This is a genomic window from Paenisporosarcina sp. OV554 (assembly GCF_003058165.1).
Classification (GTDB): Bacteria; Bacillota; Bacilli; order Bacillales_A; family Planococcaceae; genus Paenisporosarcina.
Genome location: NZ_QBUC01000017.1, coordinates 67,444 through 87,722, shown reverse-complemented (window position 1 = coordinate 87,722; position 20,279 = coordinate 67,444). Strand labels below are relative to the sequence as shown.

General features: G+C 35.2%; 14 protein-coding genes. 12 read left to right on the top strand and 2 right to left on the bottom strand.

What is annotated here, in order from left to right:
• Positions 1-238: 238 nt before the first annotated feature.
• The 10 genes from C8K15_RS14225 (at position 239) to C8K15_RS14175 (ending at position 8,596) form a co-directional block, all read left to right on the top strand.
• On the top strand, positions 239-799 hold the full coding sequence (locus C8K15_RS14225) for a YobA family protein (protein ID WP_108587051.1): 561 nt from the start codon (positions 239-241) through the stop codon (positions 797-799).
• Positions 800-1,342: 543 nt separating this feature from the next.
• Positions 1,343-1,870 (top strand): RNA polymerase sigma factor, encoded by a 528-nt coding sequence (locus C8K15_RS14220; RefSeq protein ID WP_233260504.1) that lies wholly within the window; start codon positions 1,343-1,345, stop codon positions 1,868-1,870.
• A complete protein-coding gene (locus C8K15_RS20890; protein WP_233260503.1) occupies positions 1,848-2,819 on the top strand; it encodes a DUF308 domain-containing protein in 972 nt (323 codons plus the stop codon). The genes C8K15_RS14220 and C8K15_RS20890 overlap by 23 nt, the downstream gene beginning before the upstream one ends.
• Positions 2,820-3,017: 198 nt before the next feature.
• The gene (locus C8K15_RS20625; RefSeq protein ID WP_199224120.1) at positions 3,018-3,173 is read left to right on the top strand and encodes a hypothetical protein; all 156 of its coding nucleotides are present in this window, start codon (positions 3,018-3,020) and stop codon (positions 3,171-3,173) included.
• Positions 3,174-3,330: 157 nt separating this feature from the next.
• Complete coding sequence (locus C8K15_RS14205; RefSeq protein WP_158268326.1) at positions 3,331-3,648, top strand: DUF3139 domain-containing protein; 318 nt, start codon at positions 3,331-3,333, stop codon at positions 3,646-3,648.
• 97 nt (positions 3,649-3,745) lie between these two features.
• On the top strand, positions 3,746-4,075 hold the full coding sequence (locus C8K15_RS14200; RefSeq protein ID WP_108587048.1) for a DUF6678 family protein: 330 nt from the start codon (positions 3,746-3,748) through the stop codon (positions 4,073-4,075).
• A gap of 148 nt (positions 4,076-4,223) precedes the next feature.
• Entirely contained in the window at positions 4,224-4,436 is a 213-nt protein-coding gene (locus tag C8K15_RS14195; RefSeq protein ID WP_108587047.1) for a DUF6366 family protein, read from the top strand.
• A 533-nt stretch (positions 4,437-4,969) separates the two neighbouring features.
• Positions 4,970-5,164: an alpha/beta hydrolase gene (locus tag C8K15_RS14185; protein WP_199224119.1), complete on the top strand. Its 195-nt coding sequence runs from the start codon at positions 4,970-4,972 to the stop codon at positions 5,162-5,164.
• 213 nt (positions 5,165-5,377) lie between these two features.
• Complete coding sequence (gene ltaS, locus C8K15_RS14180) at positions 5,378-7,345, top strand: lipoteichoic acid synthase (RefSeq protein WP_108587046.1); 1,968 nt, start codon at positions 5,378-5,380, stop codon at positions 7,343-7,345.
• 585 nt (positions 7,346-7,930) lie between these two features.
• Positions 7,931-8,596, top strand: a complete 666-nt coding sequence (locus tag C8K15_RS14175; RefSeq protein ID WP_158268325.1) for a VanZ family protein — start codon at positions 7,931-7,933, stop codon at positions 8,594-8,596.
• Positions 8,597-8,711: 115 nt separating this feature from the next.
• On the opposite strand, the gene C8K15_RS14170 is transcribed toward C8K15_RS14175, so the two are convergent.
• The gene (locus tag C8K15_RS14170; RefSeq protein WP_108587044.1) at positions 8,712-9,011 is read right to left on the bottom strand and encodes a hypothetical protein; all 300 of its coding nucleotides are present in this window, start codon (positions 9,009-9,011) and stop codon (positions 8,712-8,714) included.
• Between the two features lie 98 nt (positions 9,012-9,109).
• Positions 9,110-10,348 carry a helix-turn-helix domain-containing protein gene (locus tag C8K15_RS14165; RefSeq protein WP_108587043.1) on the bottom strand — a complete coding sequence of 413 codons (1,239 nt, stop codon included), beginning with the start codon at positions 10,346-10,348 and terminating at the stop codon, positions 9,110-9,112.
• Positions 10,349-11,088: 740 nt separating this feature from the next.
• Here C8K15_RS14165 and C8K15_RS14160 point away from each other — a divergent pair.
• Together C8K15_RS14160 and C8K15_RS14155 are read left to right on the top strand one after the other, a co-directional pair.
• Positions 11,089-15,342, top strand: a complete 4,254-nt coding sequence (locus tag C8K15_RS14160; RefSeq protein WP_146173663.1) for a S8 family serine peptidase — start codon at positions 11,089-11,091, stop codon at positions 15,340-15,342.
• Positions 15,343-15,978: 636 nt separating this feature from the next.
• Positions 15,979-20,250 carry a S8 family serine peptidase gene (locus C8K15_RS14155; RefSeq protein ID WP_369973755.1) on the top strand — a complete coding sequence of 1,424 codons (4,272 nt, stop codon included), beginning with the start codon at positions 15,979-15,981 and terminating at the stop codon, positions 20,248-20,250.
• Positions 20,251-20,279: the final 29 nt, after the last annotated feature.

Below are 20,279 nucleotides of genomic sequence, written 5' to 3'. Positions count from 1 at the left end.
ATAGTGGAGAAAACAGCTAATGATTTCCATTAGTTTTAGCGAAGCGTACGCTCTATTTGGTAATAAAAACAAGAAATTCAAGACTCTGTTTATAAGCTATGTGAAAAAATATTTACTCTACATCATGACATGGTGAGAACCGTTGATACATCAATGTTTATAGAGGGAGGTTAGTTGAAGAAGGAAAAGTGTAACATTTATATATTTACAGGTCATATTACTTAAAGGGGTAGATAAAATGAAAACATTATTATTTACATGCATCGTTTTTTCCTTGCTTTTGGTAACTGGTTGTTCTGACGGAGTTGCTAAAGAAGAAGCGACTGATGAAGTGAAAAAAGTTGAAATATTTAACGAAGAACCACCCGGAATCGAAGGATTTGTTATGAAAAAAGAGGCTGGAAGAATACTTGTGGTGAGTTCTAATCCACAAGATCTTAGCTCAGCTGTGGGCGATAAAGAATTTTATGATGCCATTTGGTTTTCAAATGTTCCGGAAGAAGTTGAATCGGGACAAAAAGTAAAAGTTTGGTTTGGAATAGTTGCAGAATCATATCCTGGAAAATCAAGGGCTGATAAGATTTCAATTTTGCCAAGCAAGAATCCTGATGGTGCAGATTTGTCAGATACCGAAGCTATAAATAAATTCTTAACAGTTCAAGCTAGCGATATAAAAGAATTATCTGTACCTGTTTTAAAAGCTGTAAACTATGATAAACATTCCGATTCTTGGACTATACTTTTAAAAGAAGGTTCAGATGTAAAAAATGAATTGGAATTTAAAATAGGTGATAATTAAATCTGTATATTACCATTTTCTCGAACGGGGTAGGTTAGTTTAAATAGGAATACATTAAATAACGACTTTTTAGTTAAATATCTGGGCTGCCAAGTAGCCTTTTATCTCAACTAACGGGAGCTTTAGTTGAAGAAGCAACACCGACATTAATTACTTTGACCTATCGATTTATTAAACTTTCTCACCTAACAAAAACAAGATGAGCCCAACTCGTATGCGAATTTGGGCTCTAACGTTTTAACGCAAATAACCCACCATTCATGTAACGCCCAAAACCCTTGATATATAAAGGTTTAAGGCTTTTTTTGTTGAACTTGTTGAACTAACGGGCCAGATTAGTTGAATAAGTATTTTCACCATAATTGGAACTCCTTAGCTTTTATAAAAAATTAAACAAAGGTGTTACTCAAAAGATTGCTACACAAATTGTAAAGGCAACTTGAATGCTTTTTTATTTTTTGATTATTGAAACAAATCGATTTCTCAAACGACTTATTGTTACCGAATTGGATTGGAGGGATGGGCATGAAGTCGGAGAAATTAATGATTGAAGAATTATACGACGAGTTTCGTGACGATGTTTATCATTTCTCATTGTACTTTACAAATAATAAACAGGAAGCAGAAGACATAACACAAGAAACTTTTATAAAAGTGATGAAAAATATACATCAATTAAAAGACGTAAGCAAGAAAAAGACCTGGTTACTTTCAATCGCAAAGAATACCGCTATTGATCTTAAAAGAAAACAAAAATTGATTAATTTTCTCCCACAGCTTTTAAAAGGAAATGGGCATAAGAGCCACTGCATTGCAACTGATGAGAATCGATTAATTAACACGGAAAATTGGCGTGAACTTCAAAATGCCATACTAACTCTTAAGCTACATTATAGAAGCGTAGTTATTCTAAGGGCACTTAAGGAACTGAGTGTAAAGGAAACTGCAGAAATTTTAGGCTGCACTGAAGGGAAAGTGCGAGTTGATTTTCATCGAGCCATTAATCAATTGAAGAAAGAGTTAATAATTAATGAGGGGGGGGATTTCCATGAAGAATCAAAATCCAAATAAAACAGACTATGATTTCTTAAAACCTTTATTGGATAGACCGGATTTAGAACCAGACCCGACATTCATCATTTCGTTGAGGAAAAAAATCATTAAAAGTAATAATTCGAAATTTAGGTTACCTAGGAACCTTAATATTATTGGTGTGGGTTTATTAGCCATCTTAACACTTAGCCTGTTGATTTATACCTTTGATTTTGGTGGTCATTCAACAGGTACACTAGTAAATCAGGCAATTAAAGAGCCAGGTTTTGGAGTAGAGAATGACGTTGACAAAAGTATAGAACGAGTTTGGAAAGAAAGTCCTCTATTTGAATCTGGTAGTGACACTTTGATTGGTGAAGAAGGTCGTTTAGGTTTTAGTTACGATGATGGTGAGATTCTAAGATTTTATCCTGATAAAACCCAAAAGTATATATGGTATTTTTGGGGAGAAGAAAAAGAGTTTGATGGAGTATTAAAATTTATAGGAACACATGAAAATGATGAAAAACAAAGTGTTGTGTACGGAGGTGATTTTTATAAGGCAAATAACAAGGCAGATAGACAAGTTCATACTAGTATGAACTTACCTAAAAGTGGAATGTGGAGGTTAGATGCTTATATAGGAGACAAACTATTCGGGACCGTATTCGTGAAAGTTCATACTCAGTCCCAAAAGGAAAGTGATGTCTTAATTAGAGGAGGTTATACCTTGGAAGGAATTATGGGGGTCTTGTTGGGAACATTAGATTTGTTTTATCCATTACTTATAGCATCAGTCATTACTTTTGTATTTGCACTTATAAAGCGTTCTTGGATTTGGATGTTGTTAAGTGCAATTTTACTATATCCTGATGCTTGGTTTTTTAGTGGTCATCCGCCATATCCTTGGGCGAAATTTGTTCCTTTAATTCAGGTTATATTGGCTATAATTTTTTATCTATTGAAAAGTAATAAATCTAAGACATAGTTTGATTCAATTATGGAGTTATTAAACTAACGGGTGCTTTACTTCAATAAGGAGTGAAGCATTTTTTCTTATTGAACTAACGGGGCAGGTTAGTTGAAGAAGCAACGTATGGTCGTATTGTTCACTACCTAATAAATCGTGAACACATTTCTAATATTTACCATGGTATAATTATCAAAAATGAGAGGAGGTTTATAAATGACCGGTGATTCAGTTTTTCTATTTTTACCAATCTTGTTTTACATAGCCCCAGTTGTATTTGTGATTTGGTTTATGATTAAATTCTTAAAAATACAGCAGGAAAAGAACAAAATACTACGTACTATTTCTGACAAACTAGATAAGCTAAATTAGACGGGGAAACCCGTCACTTTTCATGTCACAGTTTGTGTCAACTCTAAAATAAGCCTTATTGAACTAACGGGGCAGGTTAGTTCAAGAGAAAAATTATTTTGTTACTAATGTGCTATATGTCTAAAAAAGATTTAATGGCAGGAGGATCGTCATGAAAATGAGCAGAAGGTTAGTAATACTAGTGGCTGTTATCTTATTATCAGTTACAATTTATTTTGTAAATAAAGCTGCGCAAATCATTAAAATTGAAGAACAAGTTCATGCTCATTTGTTAGAAGAGGGTTATACAGAATCAGATATATATAAGTTAGAGGGGTATCGCAATTATACAGGAAGTGGTGTAAGCCCATATCACGCAATAGTGTATTTTACAGACGAACCAAAGGCAGATTATAACTATACTCGAGATGTTGGAACAGGAGAAATTAACCAAAGTTCTTGGTATGGAGATGGTAAGCATAAAGAGAAGCAATAAGTCGGCTCTTTTTTTCTTATTGAACTAACGGGGCAGGTTAGTTCAATAAGGTAAATGCTAAAATGTAACTAGAAGTTCTGTGAAAAGAGTGATGAAAATGGAATATAAAGATTTTCAACCAGTGATGAACAATACAAAATGGGAAGAAATAAGATTAGCAATGTACAATTATCACTTGAACCTTTTATGGAGAACAAGAGACTTAGTAAATAATAATATTTGTGAATGGGACAATGAATGGTACTACCATTTTAGTGAAGACGGATATGAGACTATCGAGTGGCTTGAAATCAAAACAGAAGATGAGATACAAAAAAATGATGTGATTAAGATACTAAGAAAAATAAATGTTCCAGGTGAAATAAATGATAATATAATAAAAGTTTATGGTTATAAAAAGAACAATGATTATGTCGATTATTTATAATACTTTATTAAACTAACGGGTGCTTTAGTTGAAGATCCTCGGGCTGCTTAGGTGGCTCTTTTTTCTTGTTCAACTAACGGGGCAGGTTAGTTGAAGAAGGTAAAATCAAATTAGAGAACACAGTATTCATACATAGGGGGTGTTTGGTTTGAATAATAGACAAGAAACTCCAAAAGAAAAAAGAGAGAGATTAAGACAAAAAGAACTTATAAAAAATCCTGGTGGTGCATTAAGAGATGGATTTAGTCGAGGTGAAAATGGAAATTTAACTGATTTAACAGGTGGTATGGGTTGGAAAGGGACAGGAATATTAATTGTTGTTTTAATAGTTGGATATGTTTTATATAAACTGTTTTTTTAAAGATTTTATTTAACCTTCTTTAACTAACGGGTGCTTAGTTTAATAAGAATTATAAATATTAGTTGAGAACACTCAGCATATTGGCTGGGAGTTCTTGCATTCAAGCAATTAGCAGATATTTAACAACACTTTTAGCGTACGTATTAACAAATAAACAATTAAAATTGTGTGTATGTTAAAACAAGTGCTTAAACGATGAATATAGTAAGTGTTAATCATTAACAAAGCCTGATATATAGGCATTTTAAAAGAGCCCAATTCATATTCGAATTTGGGCTCTTATTGTATGTTTAATTTAGATTTTGTACCAGATTACTGAACGGATTAGTGTTATTTACTAAAGGGTTTTTTGTGTTTCTTCCCTGCATTAGGAACCACATACAATTCTTTAGGTTCAGCAGCCAGTTCGTAGGCATCTTCCCTGAAATACCTTGAAGGCGCATTTTCTCCGATAACAAGAGGGGTCTTGAAGAGATGGACTCAATATAGTTTCATTAAAGGAAAATTCATAAAGGGTTACTGTTGCAGCAGATATGTTCCTGTCTAAGGATATCGATGAAACAAAAAAATATCCGGCACTTATTATAGGGACACCTTATGGTGGAGTTAAGGAACAAGGCGCGGGAATCTATGCCCAGACAATGGCAGAGCGTGGCTTTGTAACTATCGCATTTGATGAATCCTATAACGGAAAATGGTGGCGAACCAAGACACATTTCATCACCTGACACCATGAAAAAATTAGGTCTAAGTGACCTAGATATCTTAATGAATTACTCCTTATCGAGACTGCTTATTGAACTAACGGGGCTTTCTACTTGACAGAACTCTGAAAAAGATGTAGTTTATATTAGCTCTGTGAAATTATATTAAAATTACTTTTTACCAAATTATGCTTTTAATATAAAAATTGAAAACTAGACTAATAGGAAGGTGATAAAATGGAAAGTTTAAATAATATAAAGGCTGCCTTTTCAAACAAGTTTTGTAATCTATATTTATTAGCCGTTTTCATGTTATGGATTAAAACATATATCACACAAGTAACTCAGTTTCACTTAGGAGTAGAAGGATTCTTTCAACAATTCCTTTTATTTTTAAACCCACTTAGCTCAGCCTTGTTATTTCTTGGATTTTCTTTCATTTTCAAAGGAAAGGGAAAATATGCATCACTTGTTGTAATTTATGCTCTTATGTCCATTCTTTTATATGCAAATGCAGTTTATTATAGATTTTTTAGTGACTTTATTACATTACCAACGATTACTCAAACGCAGAACTTTGGAGACTTAGGCGGCAGTGTTATTTCTTTATTAAAGCCCTACGATATAATGTTCTTTGTTGATTTATTTTTGTTAATTTACCTATGTTTATCTAAAAAGACAAAAAAAAATAATAGTGGAATTGGATACAAAAAAGCAATAGCAGGGATAGCTTTTGTTATAGGAATATTTGCTTTAAATTTAGGACTAGCTAACATTGATCGTCCACAGTTATTAACTCGTGGTTTTGATAGAAACTATATAGTTAAGTATTTAGGAATATATAACTATACTATTTATGACGCTACTGAAACTTTAAAGGCGTCTTCACAAAGGGTTTTAGCTGATAGCGATGATATTACAGAAATTATTAACTATACAAAATCTAACTATGCGGAACCTAACCCGGACTATTTTGGCGCAGCAAAAGAAATGAACGTCATCTACATCCATTTGGAGTCATTCCAAAACTTTTTGATTAACTATAAATTAAAAGGTGAAGAAGTAACACCATTCTTAAATTCATTAATTAAAGATCCGAATACACTATACTTTGATAACTTCTTCCATCAAACAGCCCAAGGTAAAACTTCGGATGCTGAATTTATGCTTGAAAACTCTTTATTTGGTTTACCGCAAGGATCTGCATATATTACAAAAGGGCTGAATGCATATCAAGCAGCTCCTGCAATCTTAAAAGAGGATGGTTATACATCTGCTGTATTCCACGGTAATAACGGAACTTTCTGGAATCGTAATGAGATTTATAAATCATTCGGGTATGACCATTTCTTTGATGCCAATTATTATGACACTACTTCTGAAGAAGATATGGCTGAATATGGTTTATTGGATAAGCCATTCTTTGAACAATCATTAGATATTATTAAAACTTTACCTCAACCTTTCTATTCTAAATTTATTACGGTTGGGAACCATTATCCATATAAAATGAATCAAAACTTAACAACAATTGGTAAGGCTGATACTGGTGATGCAAGTGTAGATGATTATTTCCAAACTGCTCGTTATGCTGATGAAGCAATTGAACAGTTCATTGGTGAGTTACAAAATTCTGGATTATATGATAACAGCATGCTTGTTTTTTATGGTGATCATTATGGTATTTCAGAAAATCATAATAAAGCCATGGAACAAATCATTGGAAAAGAAATTACACCTTACGAAAGTACTAATTTACAAAGAGTACCGTTAATTATTCACGTTCCTGGAATGCAAGGTGGAGCCAATCATACTTACGGAGGGCAAATAGACCTCCTTCCAACCTTATTACACTTACTTGGAATTGATTCACAAAAATATGTTCAATTTGGTACCGACTTACTATCAAAAGAGCATAATGACGTGGTAACGTTTAGAAATGGTGATTATGTGAGTCCTACTATCTATTCAATTGATGAGAAATTCTATGATGCAACAACTGGTTTACCACTAGATGATGATAATCAATTAGAAAAAGCGAATCAGACTAAGAAAGCCGTAGATTATAAATTACAATTATCTGATAAAATTGTAAATGGTGACTTATTGAGATTCTATTCACCTGCAGGTTTTACTAAAGTTAATCCTTCTCAGTACAATTATAATAAGGATATAACAGAAAAAACGGATAACGAAGAAAAATAGATTAATTTGAAGACGAGAGGTAAGATATCACAAGAATGTTTTTTTGATATCTTACTCTTTATTGATTTGTCCGTTTTTTAAATTTTACTTACCTAATAAAGTGTTGCCACATGCACGCCACACATTGCGAAGCAGTCGCGTGGTTGGAGATACAATAACGATTAAAGAGCAAATTCCCGATGAGGAGTTCGTTCTTTTTTTCTTGTTGTTCAAAAGGAGTAATTCATTAAGATATCTAGTTCACTTAGACCTAATTTTTTCATGGCCTTTAGTTCTTCATTTTGATCTTTGCTGATGACTCGTAAGGGGTTAACATTAGATTAGCTGTTCTCGAACCACCAAAAGCGTATGACCATTTAATTGAATTCGCAGAGAAACACGATATAACAATCGTTAAAACAAAAGATTATTTGATTTTGGAGAGAATGAAATAAGTTTCTTATTCAACTAACGGGGCAGGTTAGTTCAACAAGAACTTAACTTTATTATGTTAGTGATAAGTTTCATAATGTTGCTATTATACAATTATAATTATCCAAATTTTTGAAGGAGATGATTAATATAAAATTGAATAAATGGTACTGTTTGTTAGGGGCTTTATTTTATTTTATCTATGCATATAGAACTTATATATATGAAGGAATACAGCTTTTAGATTTTTTAAACTTAGTGGTGAACTTTGGAATTGTTTTACTAATCTCTATATGGTTAATTAGTAAATCAGAAGTGAAGAATATTTTGAACTTTGTTATTTTATTTGTATTTGTCATATATTTATTTGTATTGCATTCATTTGTAACTTACATTAATATTCCTGATTACATAACGCAAGAGTATATAGGAAATCCATATGTGAATATTGAACGAATAAATTTTATCCCTTTTAAAACTATTTATAGTAATTTATTTGGAAGGGTTGTTGCACCTGTAACAATAATGCAAACAGTAGGAAATTTATTTTTATTGCTACCGTTGGCTTTTGCATTATTATCTTTAAAAATTATAAACAACAAATATAAAGCTATAATTGTTATTTTCTTAACAACAGTTTTTATCGAGATGTTTCAGCTTCTCGATAATTTCATCGCTTCTGGATATAAGTATTCTGAAGGAGGACAACGTGCAATTGATATTGATGATATTTTATTGAATACATTGGGTGGATTAATTGGAATTGTGTTATTTTTCATTTATAAAAAGTTGTTTCTATGTAAAGTTCTTGATAGAAAGAACTTCACAACTGAGATTTAATATATTATTGTCATCTTTCTTCTTCAACTAAAGGGTGCTTTAGTTCAATAAGAAAAAGAGCTGCATAAGCAGCTCACTGATTTTGAAATAAAGCACCCGTTATTTGAACAATTGGTCATTGAGGCATTTCAAATTCAAATTTACCTTTTAAAACTTTTAATTGGTTTTTAACATCTTCTAATTCCACATAGGATGTATGTGCGTACTGAATAATCTGTTCATCGGTCATCTGGGCATTAATAAGATTACGAATTATTCTGTATCTTTCATTAACTACTCCAGTCGCTTTTCCTAATTCATATCCGTCATCCCAAGCTTTGTCATAGCACTCTAAACAGTGTAAACATTCTTCACGACCTTCCTTGATGAATCCGCTTAAAAACAGAAGGACAAGTGCAGATAAAGATATCACCATTATTTTTTATAAGTATACATTTAATCCCTCTCTTGCTACGAAATATGGTCAAATCGGCTAATATTAATGAGTTAGAGGGATATCAGTTGACAGGGAACTTAATCTTCAAGTTCATTATTAATAATAATGTCTGCTATTTCTAACGCTTTTTCCATATTTCCTATTCTAATGTAATAATTATAAAGATCTCGATCATAACTTTGTGCAATCATTGTGTAACCGTGACTCTTAAAATAGGGCAAGACATTATTAATTAAATAACTATAATAGCTTTCTTCCTGTTGAAGAATCGAAAATTGATGCAAGGTGAAAATAACTTTATACAGTGCTTCGTTATTTTCAGTCGCGATTGTCATGCCCTCGTTAACGAGCCTCAGCAATTCTTCTTTCGGTAAAAACTTTCCTTTGAAACCACTACTAATATAACCTTCTAAAGACAATAAATAGAGAGTCGACTTATTGTCTTTTAATTCCATTGATTCTTTGTATAGCCTTCCAGCGATTTGATATTTCTTTCTTCTCAAGTGCTCATATGCAAAATTATGAAGCACCTTTGCCTTTTTATCAGAGGCGTTGCAAAGATCACAAAGTTTAATCAAGTTTTCATATTGTTCAATTGTATTTTTAAAGTTACGGTATTGATCGGATTCTACTTGTATAAGCATAAAATTTTCAGTATCTATAATACGTAAGAAATGATTTGTTGTCTTAAAGTAATTAAGTGCTTTTTCTGCGTAATAATATGCAAGAACCGGTGAATGAACATTATGGTATGCTGCTCCCAAGTCATAGTAGACAGAAGGGTTGGAATAATTTTTATAATCAATACTATTAAATATGTCTATTGATTTTATATGTTCATCAATAGACATATAGTAAAGTCCGAGTATATGTTTGAATAAGTTTGTTTCATAAACAGATAAATTATTAGGGTTTAATTGAATTTGTTCAATTAGCTTTTGTGCTTTTTTTGTATCACCTTGTCTTAAATAATATTTTGCCTTAAGTAAATCATAGTAAATAATATGTTCAGATATTTCGAACAATTTATTGTTTGCTAGTTCCTTATAAATACGTAATGCCTCCTGCATGTTTTGTGAAATGATAACCTCATGCCAATAATCGAGCTTTATTTTCAAGTTCGTTAAATTTGCAAGCTCCTTTTCTATATTTATTTTCAGTCGTTTTGACAACAAAATAGTTATTTCAGGGGAATACTCAGTTAATCCCCTTTCAATTTTGCTTATATGAGTGACTGAACAAACGCCTTTCCCTAGTTGTTCTTGAGTTAATTTCGCTTTTTTGCGGTAAAATTTAATTATTTTCCCCTCGTACATAGATAAGCCCCCTTAGGCAGATGTGTTTATACTTATTCAACTTTAAATAAACAGATAAATTGAGTTTGTCAGTGATTGTGATTTGCAATACAATCACATGAATATTGTCATTACGATGCAAGGTGTACCAGACAAATCGGAATAGACTGGAAGGGGAGAGGGATATTTTTCAGTGAATCATTGTAAATTGACTTAAATAACTATCACGCTTTTTTAGTTTAAAGCAACAATAAAAGTCATTTTTTTAGGTCTTAGGTACCTATTATAGATATACATATTAATATTTTAAGTTAATTGGGGTAATTTATGTAAGGTTCTTTACTACTTAATTGAATTTTAATACTTTTGTTGCAATTAGTAGCTTTGAAATGTACTACAACCTTTTGGTGAAGTCTAAAGTCATACTAGTAGTATAAACTAATAATTTTTAATTTATATATTATATTGAATAATAATAATATTACAGGTGTTTAATTTGGATATATAATCCTTACTTATCGTTATTAGGAAGGTTCCTTCGTAATGTAATAAAAATAAAAAAGTAGGTCCCAATATACATTTTTAAGTTTGAATAATTGCGATTACCCCAATACCCAGTTATTACAACTTGATGTAACTTAAGGGTGTAATGTTACTAAAACATTAATTTACTCATTGTGAAGAACGAAGGGGGAAGAGAAAATCTATTTATTAGATTGGAAGGCTATGCGAAATTCAGACTATTATTTGGGGGTGGAGAAATGAGGAAAGAAAATATGTCTAAAAAAATGCCGATGAAAATGGCGAGAGTTATGCTGATGGCTCTATTATTACCAGTTACTATATTTCCCGCGATGCCATCGGTTGGGGCTACTGATGGGATAAAAGATGTTAAAGAAATTTTAAATAATCTTACTGATAAACAAAGGAAAACACTAAACGAATTGAGGGCGGAAACTGGATTTACCATTCATCCAGAAATAAATCTTGCCAGTGAGCAACCTGTAAACGTTATTGTTGAATTTAAGCAGGATCCTGCAAAGGTTGAAATGGCCAAACAAAAACGTAGTACTTTTTCTCTTTCTAGAGCAGAAGAGAAGGTTGAAGCATCACATAGTGAATTTAAAGATGCACTTCAGAAGTTAGCTAAAAGTAAAAAATCCCTCGAAATTAACATTACACATGAATATCGCGATGCTTTTAACGGTGTAGCCATCACATTACCTGGTAATGTAGTTGAGGATTTAATTCGAACTGGTGTTGTCAAGCGAGTATGGAATGATGGGAACATACAGCTTTATTTACCTGAAGTAAAGGAACAATCAATAAAGCCTAAAATGATAGACAGCATTCCACAAATTGGAGTGGACAAGCTCCATGATGAGAATATAAAAGGACAGGGTATTAAAGTTGGGGTAATCGATACAGGCATCGACTATAATCACCCAGATTTGAAAGATGCATACGCTGGGTACCGTGCAATAGAGGGGCAAGATCCAAGTGCGGTTGATCCAGATAGCGTAAAAGGGTGGGACTTCGTCGATAACGATGCCGATCCTATGGAAGAGACTTATGATAAATGGATGAATTCGGGTAAGCCGGAGTTTGATATGGATGGTAATAGTTACTATACATCACACGGTACACACGTTTCGGGAACAGTTGCTGGCCAAAAAAATAATAACGTGGACTATGCTGTAAAAGGTGTAGCACCTGAAGTTGATTTGTTTAATTACCGAGTACTAGGGCCATATGGTAGTGGAAATACGAGTGGAATTCTTGCGGGTATTGATAAAGCAGTGGGAGATGAAATGGATGTTATTAATCTATCCCTCGGTGCAAATGTAAATAACCCATTAAACCCACTATCTGTCGCTGTTAACAATGCAATGCTTGCTGACGTAGTAACAGTTGTAGCAGCCGGGAATGCAGGACCGGGAAATATGACGGTGGGAACCCCGGGGACTGGGGCACTTGCTATTACTGTTGGAGCTAGTGATGTATCACAGGTAATTCCAACATTTACTGCAACTACAAATAAAGAGTCATTTATAGATGTTCAGTTACTTGCGAAAAACTTCGGAGATAAACTTGAAGGTTTCCAAAATCAATCTTACTCTATTGTCTTTGTAGGATATGGTACAAGCAGTGATTTTGAAGGGAAAGATCTAACAGGGAAAATTGCGCTCATCGAACGCGGTGAGGCTGCGTTTGATGAAAAAATTCGAAATGCCAAAAAAGCGGGAGCAGAAGCTGCTATTGTTTACAATAATGTAGCAGGTCAAATTCCGTATTATATCGGTGAAAGTACGGCATATATTCCATCATTCCGCTTGTCAAAAGAAGATGGAGAGAAGTTGAAAGAACTAGTAGTAGTAACTGAAGCGGTGGAAGCGGTGAAACCAGTAGAACCAGTAGAACCAATAAAGGCAGTAGAGCCAATGAAACCAATCTTTACGTTTGGAGAATTAGGAAACACAAAATCGAAAGGCGATTATTTAGCTGATTTTAGTTCAAGAGGGCCTGTCGCGCAAAGTTATGACATTAAACCAGATGTTGTTGCCCCTGGTGTAGCAATTTACTCTACGTATCCATCATTTGTAAATGATCCAGAGGGAAATAGTTATGATACAGCCTATGCGAGGATTCAAGGGACATCAATGGCATCTCCGCATGTAGCGGCTACAGCAGCGCTAATTTTACAGGAGAACCCTGAATATACGTCGTTTGATGTAAAAGCAGCCTTAATGAATACGACAGTTGATTTACAGGAGGATTATTCGGTTTATGAAGTAGGAGCTGGACGTATTAACGCTTATAATGCGGTTCATGCAGATACATCCGTTATGGTGCTTGATCAAACCGAGATGGTAGAGGGCGACGAAGTTGTTGAGATTGAAGAAGAAACAGCATCAATTTCGTTTGGAACTCATTACCTATCAGATGATGTAATTGAAGACGCTAGGACTATGGTTATTAAAAACCGTCAAACAGAAGATAAAAAGTTTGATTTTGATGTTGAATTTTTACAGGCAAAAGATAATAGACAGGATGCCACGGAAAATGGTGTTCAATTTGACATTCCGAATTTTGTAACAGTTCCGGCAGGGGAAACTACGGAATTAGAACCAACAATTCATATTCCACAAGATGCTGCAGAAGGAACGTATGAAGGCTATATTAACATTGTGAATGAAAGCAATCCGGATGAACGCTATCAAGTTCCATTTGCTATACGTGTTACTGGTAAAGGTATTGATTTTGTCGATCTAGAAAGACCAGTAATCACGAATGAATGGGATGACTTCCATGCGTTTATAATGCCCTTTACACCCGTTATTTTCAAATTTAAAAGTCCGATGGAAACAGTTGACATCATCGTAAAAGATGGCAAAACTGGGGACCCAATTGGATTTGTCGGATCATTATATGGAGCATCTAGTGTCATGCCAGGTACTGAAATGTATATCATGCAAGGGTTTACGGGAAATGTAAATCCATTTACCAAAGATCCGTTATATCCAATTTCAAATGAGACTGTTAGTTTACCAGAAGGTAATTACACATTTACAATGATTGCAACCGATTTACAAGGAAACACCTATACAACTGATGACGTTGCAGTCGTTGATACGACAAAACCCGAAATGACCTTTAAGGACTTCAAACCAGGTATATATGAAGTAGATGAATCTATGTATACAAATGAAGATGGACATAATGCGGTATGGGTTCATACAAATATTCAAGACTCGTCGATAGATTACCTAAGATCTAAGGGACTAGATTATGACCAATCATCAAACACTACAGTTTACTCTGAAGGCTCACCATTCCCGACCGGATATTTGAAAGTTAAAGAAAATGGTGATATGAAGTTTGGAATTGCTCCTGAAGAGATTGAAAAAAAGCCATACGTTCTTGGTTTACAAACATTTGATATGGGTACAACCGCGAGGTATGACAATTATATCTTTATGAAAGAGGGGACATTATATGCCACTCCTTCGTATGATAAATCCAAGGTACAAAGTAAAGATGAGATTACGGCTACATTGACCTTAAATAATGTGAAAGAACTAGCTGCTGGGCAATTCGATGTAGGGTTCGCAACTAATCATTTTAAGTTCAAAGGTGTTAAAGCAAATGAAGTATTTAAAAAGTATGCAGAAGACAATAATCTTGAGATTAAATTAAATGAACCAACATTTAAAGATAATTACAGTGAGACGATTGTAAATGTTGGGGCTTCACTTGAAGGTTCTACTATTGAAGGTATTAATGGCGATCAGGCCTTTTTAGATATTACCTTTGAAGTTATTAACGATGAGTATTATTCGGGCAATTACGGCTTTAATTATAAGAACGTAACTTATACCGGGGTTAATAAGGTAGAGCCTGTAAAAATTCCGGTTTTCCAGCACGACCAGTTTGCAATTATTCCGCAAACTGCTAAGGTGGGAGGCCGTATCTTCCCGGAGGCTCTTACGGAAGAAACCGGAGAAGTTTTTTATGGCGTGGACTTAAGTAAAATAGGTGCCAAAGCCTATGTAAAAGCTCCAAATGGTAAAAAATATGGAAGTGCCATCAAAAAAGATGGCACATTCTTTATCGAAGGAATTCCAGCACACGAAGGCGAATTCAAGCTAATTGTAGAAGTACCAGGACACTTAGATAGTGTAAGTAAGGTAAAGGTCGCCCAAAAGATTGATGGGGATTGGAGAGGTAGATGGACTCGTTCTTATCCACCATTTAATTATGCCGGCGATGTAAATAATGATGGATTAATCGACATTATGGATGTTATGCGCGTTGTAGCACAATATGGCAAGGCAGATAAGAAAATGGACATTAATATAGATGGAATTGTAGATGAACTTGACATTCGTTTGATCGAAAAGAACTTCTTGAGAGTTGGGCAAAATGCCGGTAAAAATAAACAACCAGTAGAGAAGTTGGGGAAAAAGGGATTGAATGATTTTTTACAATCAGTAGGTCTCAAACCGAATAATTAATTGACACTGACATTTTAGTGATTTAGTGGGGGTATTTGCGCACAACTCAGTTGTGTGCAAATACCTTTTAAATTTTTATAGAATACTTCCCGAAAACGTTGAAAACATGTTTTTTAGGTATTAAGGACCTACTATATGTAAATGTCTAAATATTTATATTAATGTTGCAAATTGGGGTAATTTAAACTAGGTTCTGTCTTGTTTTATAGAAGTTTAATATTTTCATAATAATCCGCGACTTCGAATCGCGAAACAGCCTGATTTTGTGCTCTATTACGCGATAAATAGTATGAGTTAATAGCTCTTCAATTGATTAACTATTTTGTTTATTTAGTAATTATAAATTATAAAGATGGATATTTAATCCATCCTGATTGTATTCAACAAGGGTCTTTTGTGGTGTTTTCAGAATAAAAAATAGGTCGAAATTAATATTCAATATAGTATGATGATACGAAATTACCCCAATACATAGTCTTTAAAGTGTGGTGTAGTATGTTGTCTATGGGTGTGACGTTACACTTAGGCATTCCCTTATAAAGAATGAAAGGGAGGAATAATTTGTTAATTAATTCGGAAAGTAATACGACGAATTCGGGAGTGGATGAAGTGAGTAAAGAAAAAAAGACTAAGAAAATGCCAATGAAATTCGCAAGAGCGATGATGATGGCAATGCTATTACCAGCTACGATGTTTCCCGCGATGCCATCAGTTGGAGCTACTGATGGAGCAAAAGATATCCAAGAGATTTTAAGCAATCTTACCGATGAACAAAGAAGAACACTCAACGAATTAAAGGTGGAAAATGGATTTACCATCGATCCAGCTATCAATCTTGCTAGTAAGGAACCTATAAGCGTTATTGTTCAATATAAGCAGGATCCGGCAAAGGTTGAACTAGCTAAACAAAAAAATCAACCTAGCCGTACGTCTGTTTCTCAAGTAGAAGCGAAGGTTGAAGAATCACACCAACAATTCAAAGAGGTAATTCAGAACTTAAACAAAAGTAAAAAATCCGCGGCCATCAACATTACACAGGAGTATCGTGATGCTTTTAACGGTGTAGCCATCACAATAGCAGGCAATGCAGTTGAAGAACTAGTGCGAACTGGCGTTGTCGAACGAGTTTGGAAAGATGAGGACGTAAAGCTTGATTTGCCAAAAGTACAACAAAAGTCCATCAAGCCTAAAATGATAGACAGTATTCCACAAATTGGAGTGAACAAGCTTCATGATGAGGATATAAAAGGGCAGGGTATTAAAGTGGGGGTCCTTGATACGGGCATCGACTATAATCATCCAGATTTACAAGGGGCATATGCTGGATACAAAGCAGTTGAAGGACAAGACCCAAGTAAAGTGGATCCTGACAGCGTAAAAGGATGGGACTTTATCGATAATGATGCTGATCCCATGGAAACGACGTATGACGGATGGAAAGCGTCTGGTAAGCCGGAGTTTGATGCGGATGGTGGTTCCTACTATACGTCACATGGTACACACGTTTCGGGAACGGTTGCTGGACAAAAAGATAATAACGTGGACTATGCTGTAAAAGGTGTAGCACCAGAAGTTGATTTGTATAATTACCGCGTACTAGGGCCATATGGTAGTGGTCCGACAAGCGGAATTCTTGCTGGTATTGATAAGGCAGTGAAGGATGAAATGGATGTTATCAACTTATCCCTTGGGGCGAATGTAAACCAGGCACTAAATCCATTGTCAATAGCTGTTAACAATGCGATGCTTTCTGATGTCGTAACGGTTGTAGCAGCTGGGAATGCTGGACCGGGAGCCGGAACAGTGGGAACACCTGGAACTGGGGCACTTGCCATTACAGTAGGAGCGAGTGATGTGTCACAGGTCGTTCCAACATTTACTGCAACAGCAAATGAAGAGACGTTTGTAGATGTTCAGCTACTAGCGAAAAACTTCACGGATAATATAGAAGACTTCCAAAATCAGTCGTATGAAATGGTTGATGTAGGATACGGTAAAAAAAGTGATTATGATGGAAAAAATCTAACAGGGAAAATTGCACTTATTGAGCGCGGTGAGCTTGCATTTGATGAGAAAATTCGTAATGCCAAAGTAGCAGGAGCAGAGGCTGCGATTGTTTACAATAATGAAGCAGGTCAAGTCCCGGTTTATATTGGTGAAAGCACAGGATACATTGCCTCATTCCGCGTATCAAAAGAGGATGGCGAGAAGTTAAAACAAGCGCTAGCAACGAACTCAAGTAAAGCAACATCAGGGGAGTCAAAAGAATTACCTGAGTCGGCGGAAGTAATCGAGGCAGCAGAGACAGCTGTGCAAACAGAGTCAACTACGTTATTGGAATCAGTCTTTACATTTGGTGAAGTAGGAAATACAAAATCGGAAGGCGATTATTTAGCCGATTTTAGTTCAAGAGGACCTGTCGCAGGAACCCTTGACATTAAACCAGATGTTGTCGCTCCAGGTGTAGCGATTTACTCAACGTATCCATCATTTATAAATGATCCAGAAGGAAATACGTATGAGACAGCCTATGCAAGAATTCAAGGAACATCCATGGCATCTCCGCATGTAGCTGGAGCAGCAGCGCTGATTTTGCAGGAGAACCCTGACTATACGGCGTTTGACGTGAAAGCAGCACTGATGAATACGTCCGTTGATTTACGAGAGGATTATTCGGTTTATGAAGTTGGGGCTGGACGTATTAACGCTTATGACGCGGTTCATACAGATACATCCATTAAAGTACTCGACCAAACTGAGATGGTAGAAGGCGACGAAGTTGTTGGGATAAATCAAGAAACAGCGTCATTTTCATTTGGAACGCATTATCCATCAGAAGATGGGATTGAAGACGGAAAGACAATGGTAATTAAAAATAGTCAAATTGAAGATAAAAAGTTTGCATTTGATGTCGAGTTTCTACAGGCAAAAGGGAATAGACAGGATGCGATGAAAAATGGTGTTCAATTTGATGTACCAGATACTGTAACGGTTCCGGCAGGAGAGACGTCAGAATTGGAACCAACCATTCGTGTACCAAAGGATGCTGCCGAGGGAACATATGAAGGCTATATTCATATGGTGAACGAAAGCAATCCGGATGAACGATATCAAGTTCCATTTGCTATTCGTGTGTCAGGTAAAGGCATTGATTTCGTAACGTTGGAAAGACCGGCTATCACAAATAGTTGGGATTTTTTCCATGAATACCTAGTACCTTTTACACCAGTAGCTTTCAAATTTAAAAGTACGATGGAAACAGTTGATATCATCATAAATGATGCTGAAACTGGAGAACCGATTGGACTTGTTGGGTCAATATCCGATGCATCCTTTATCACGCCAGGTACTGAAATGTATATCACACAAGGGTTTACAGGGAATGTAAATTTATTCACAGGTGATCCTTTGTACCCGATTTCATATGAGAATTTCGAATTACCTGAAGGGGGATACACATTTACAATGATTGCATCCGATTCAGAGGGAAATACTTATGTAAATGAAAACGTTGCAGTCGTTGATAATACAGAACCTGAAATGACCTTTAAGGATTTGAAGCCAGGATTATATGAAGTGGATGAGTCTATGTACACAGATGAAGATGGACATCGCGCGGTATGGGTCCATACAAATATTCAAGATTCGTCGATCGATTACCTGAATTCAAAGGGACTGAATTATGACCAATCAACAAATACAGTTGTTTATTATGAAGATTCACCATTCGCAGCCGGACTTTTGGGTGTAAAAGGAAATGGTGATATGAAGTTTGGTGTTCTTGCGGAAGAGATTGCGGATAAGCCATACAAGCTTGCCTTATCGACATTTGATATGGGGACAACTGAAAGGTTTGACCAGTATACCTTTATGAAAGAGGGGACATTATACGCCGCTCCTTCGTATGATAAATCCAAGGTGCAAAGCAAAGATGAGATTACAGCTACATTGACTTTAAACAATGTGAAGGAGCTAGCGGCTGGGCAATTTGATGTAGCATTTGCGAAGAAATACTTTAAGTTCAAAGGTGTTAAAGCAAGTGATGCATTTAAAAAGTACGCGGCAGACAATAATCTTGAGATTGCATTAAAGGAACCGAAATTTAAAAATCAATACACCGATACGATTGTGACGCTCGGGGCTGCACTTGAGGGGGCTTCTGTAGAAGGTATAAGTGGTGATCAAGCCTTTTTAGATATTACTTTTGAAGTGATTAATGATGAGTATTATGGAGGCACTTATGGCTTTAACTTCAGCAACATAACGTATTCTGCGGTTAATGAGACGAAGCCAGTAACAGTTCCTAAATTCGGACATGACCTGTTTAATATTATTCCGCAAACGTCTAAGGTGGAAGGCTATATCTCACCGGAAGCTCTTATGGAAGAAGACGGAGAAGTTGTTTATGGTGTGGACTTAAGTAAAGTAGGTGCTAAAGTCTATGTACAAGCGCCAAATGGTAAAAAGTTTGCAGGGGACATCGATGAAAATGGTGGATTCTTTATCGAAGGAATCCAGGTGCAAAAAGGCGACTTTAAGCTAATTATTGAAATACCAGGTCACTTAACGAGGGCAAGTACTGTAAATGTTGTCAAAGAGGTTGATGGAGATTTGACGGGTCGTTGGCTTCGTTCTTACCCACCAATTACTTACGCTGGTGATGTAAATCATGATGGCATGATTGATATTATGGACGTCATGCGTGTCGTTGCGCAATACGGCAAAAAAGATAAAGCAGTAGATATCAATATTGATGGAATTGTAAACGAGCTCGACATTCGTTTAATCGAAAAGAATTTCTTGAGAGTTGGACATGACATTGGCAAAGATAAAAAACCAGTCGAGAAGTTAGGTAAAAAAGGATTGAATGATTTCTTACAATCAGTAGGTCTCAAGCCGAATAATTAAATGATACTGACATTTAGTGATTTAGTGGG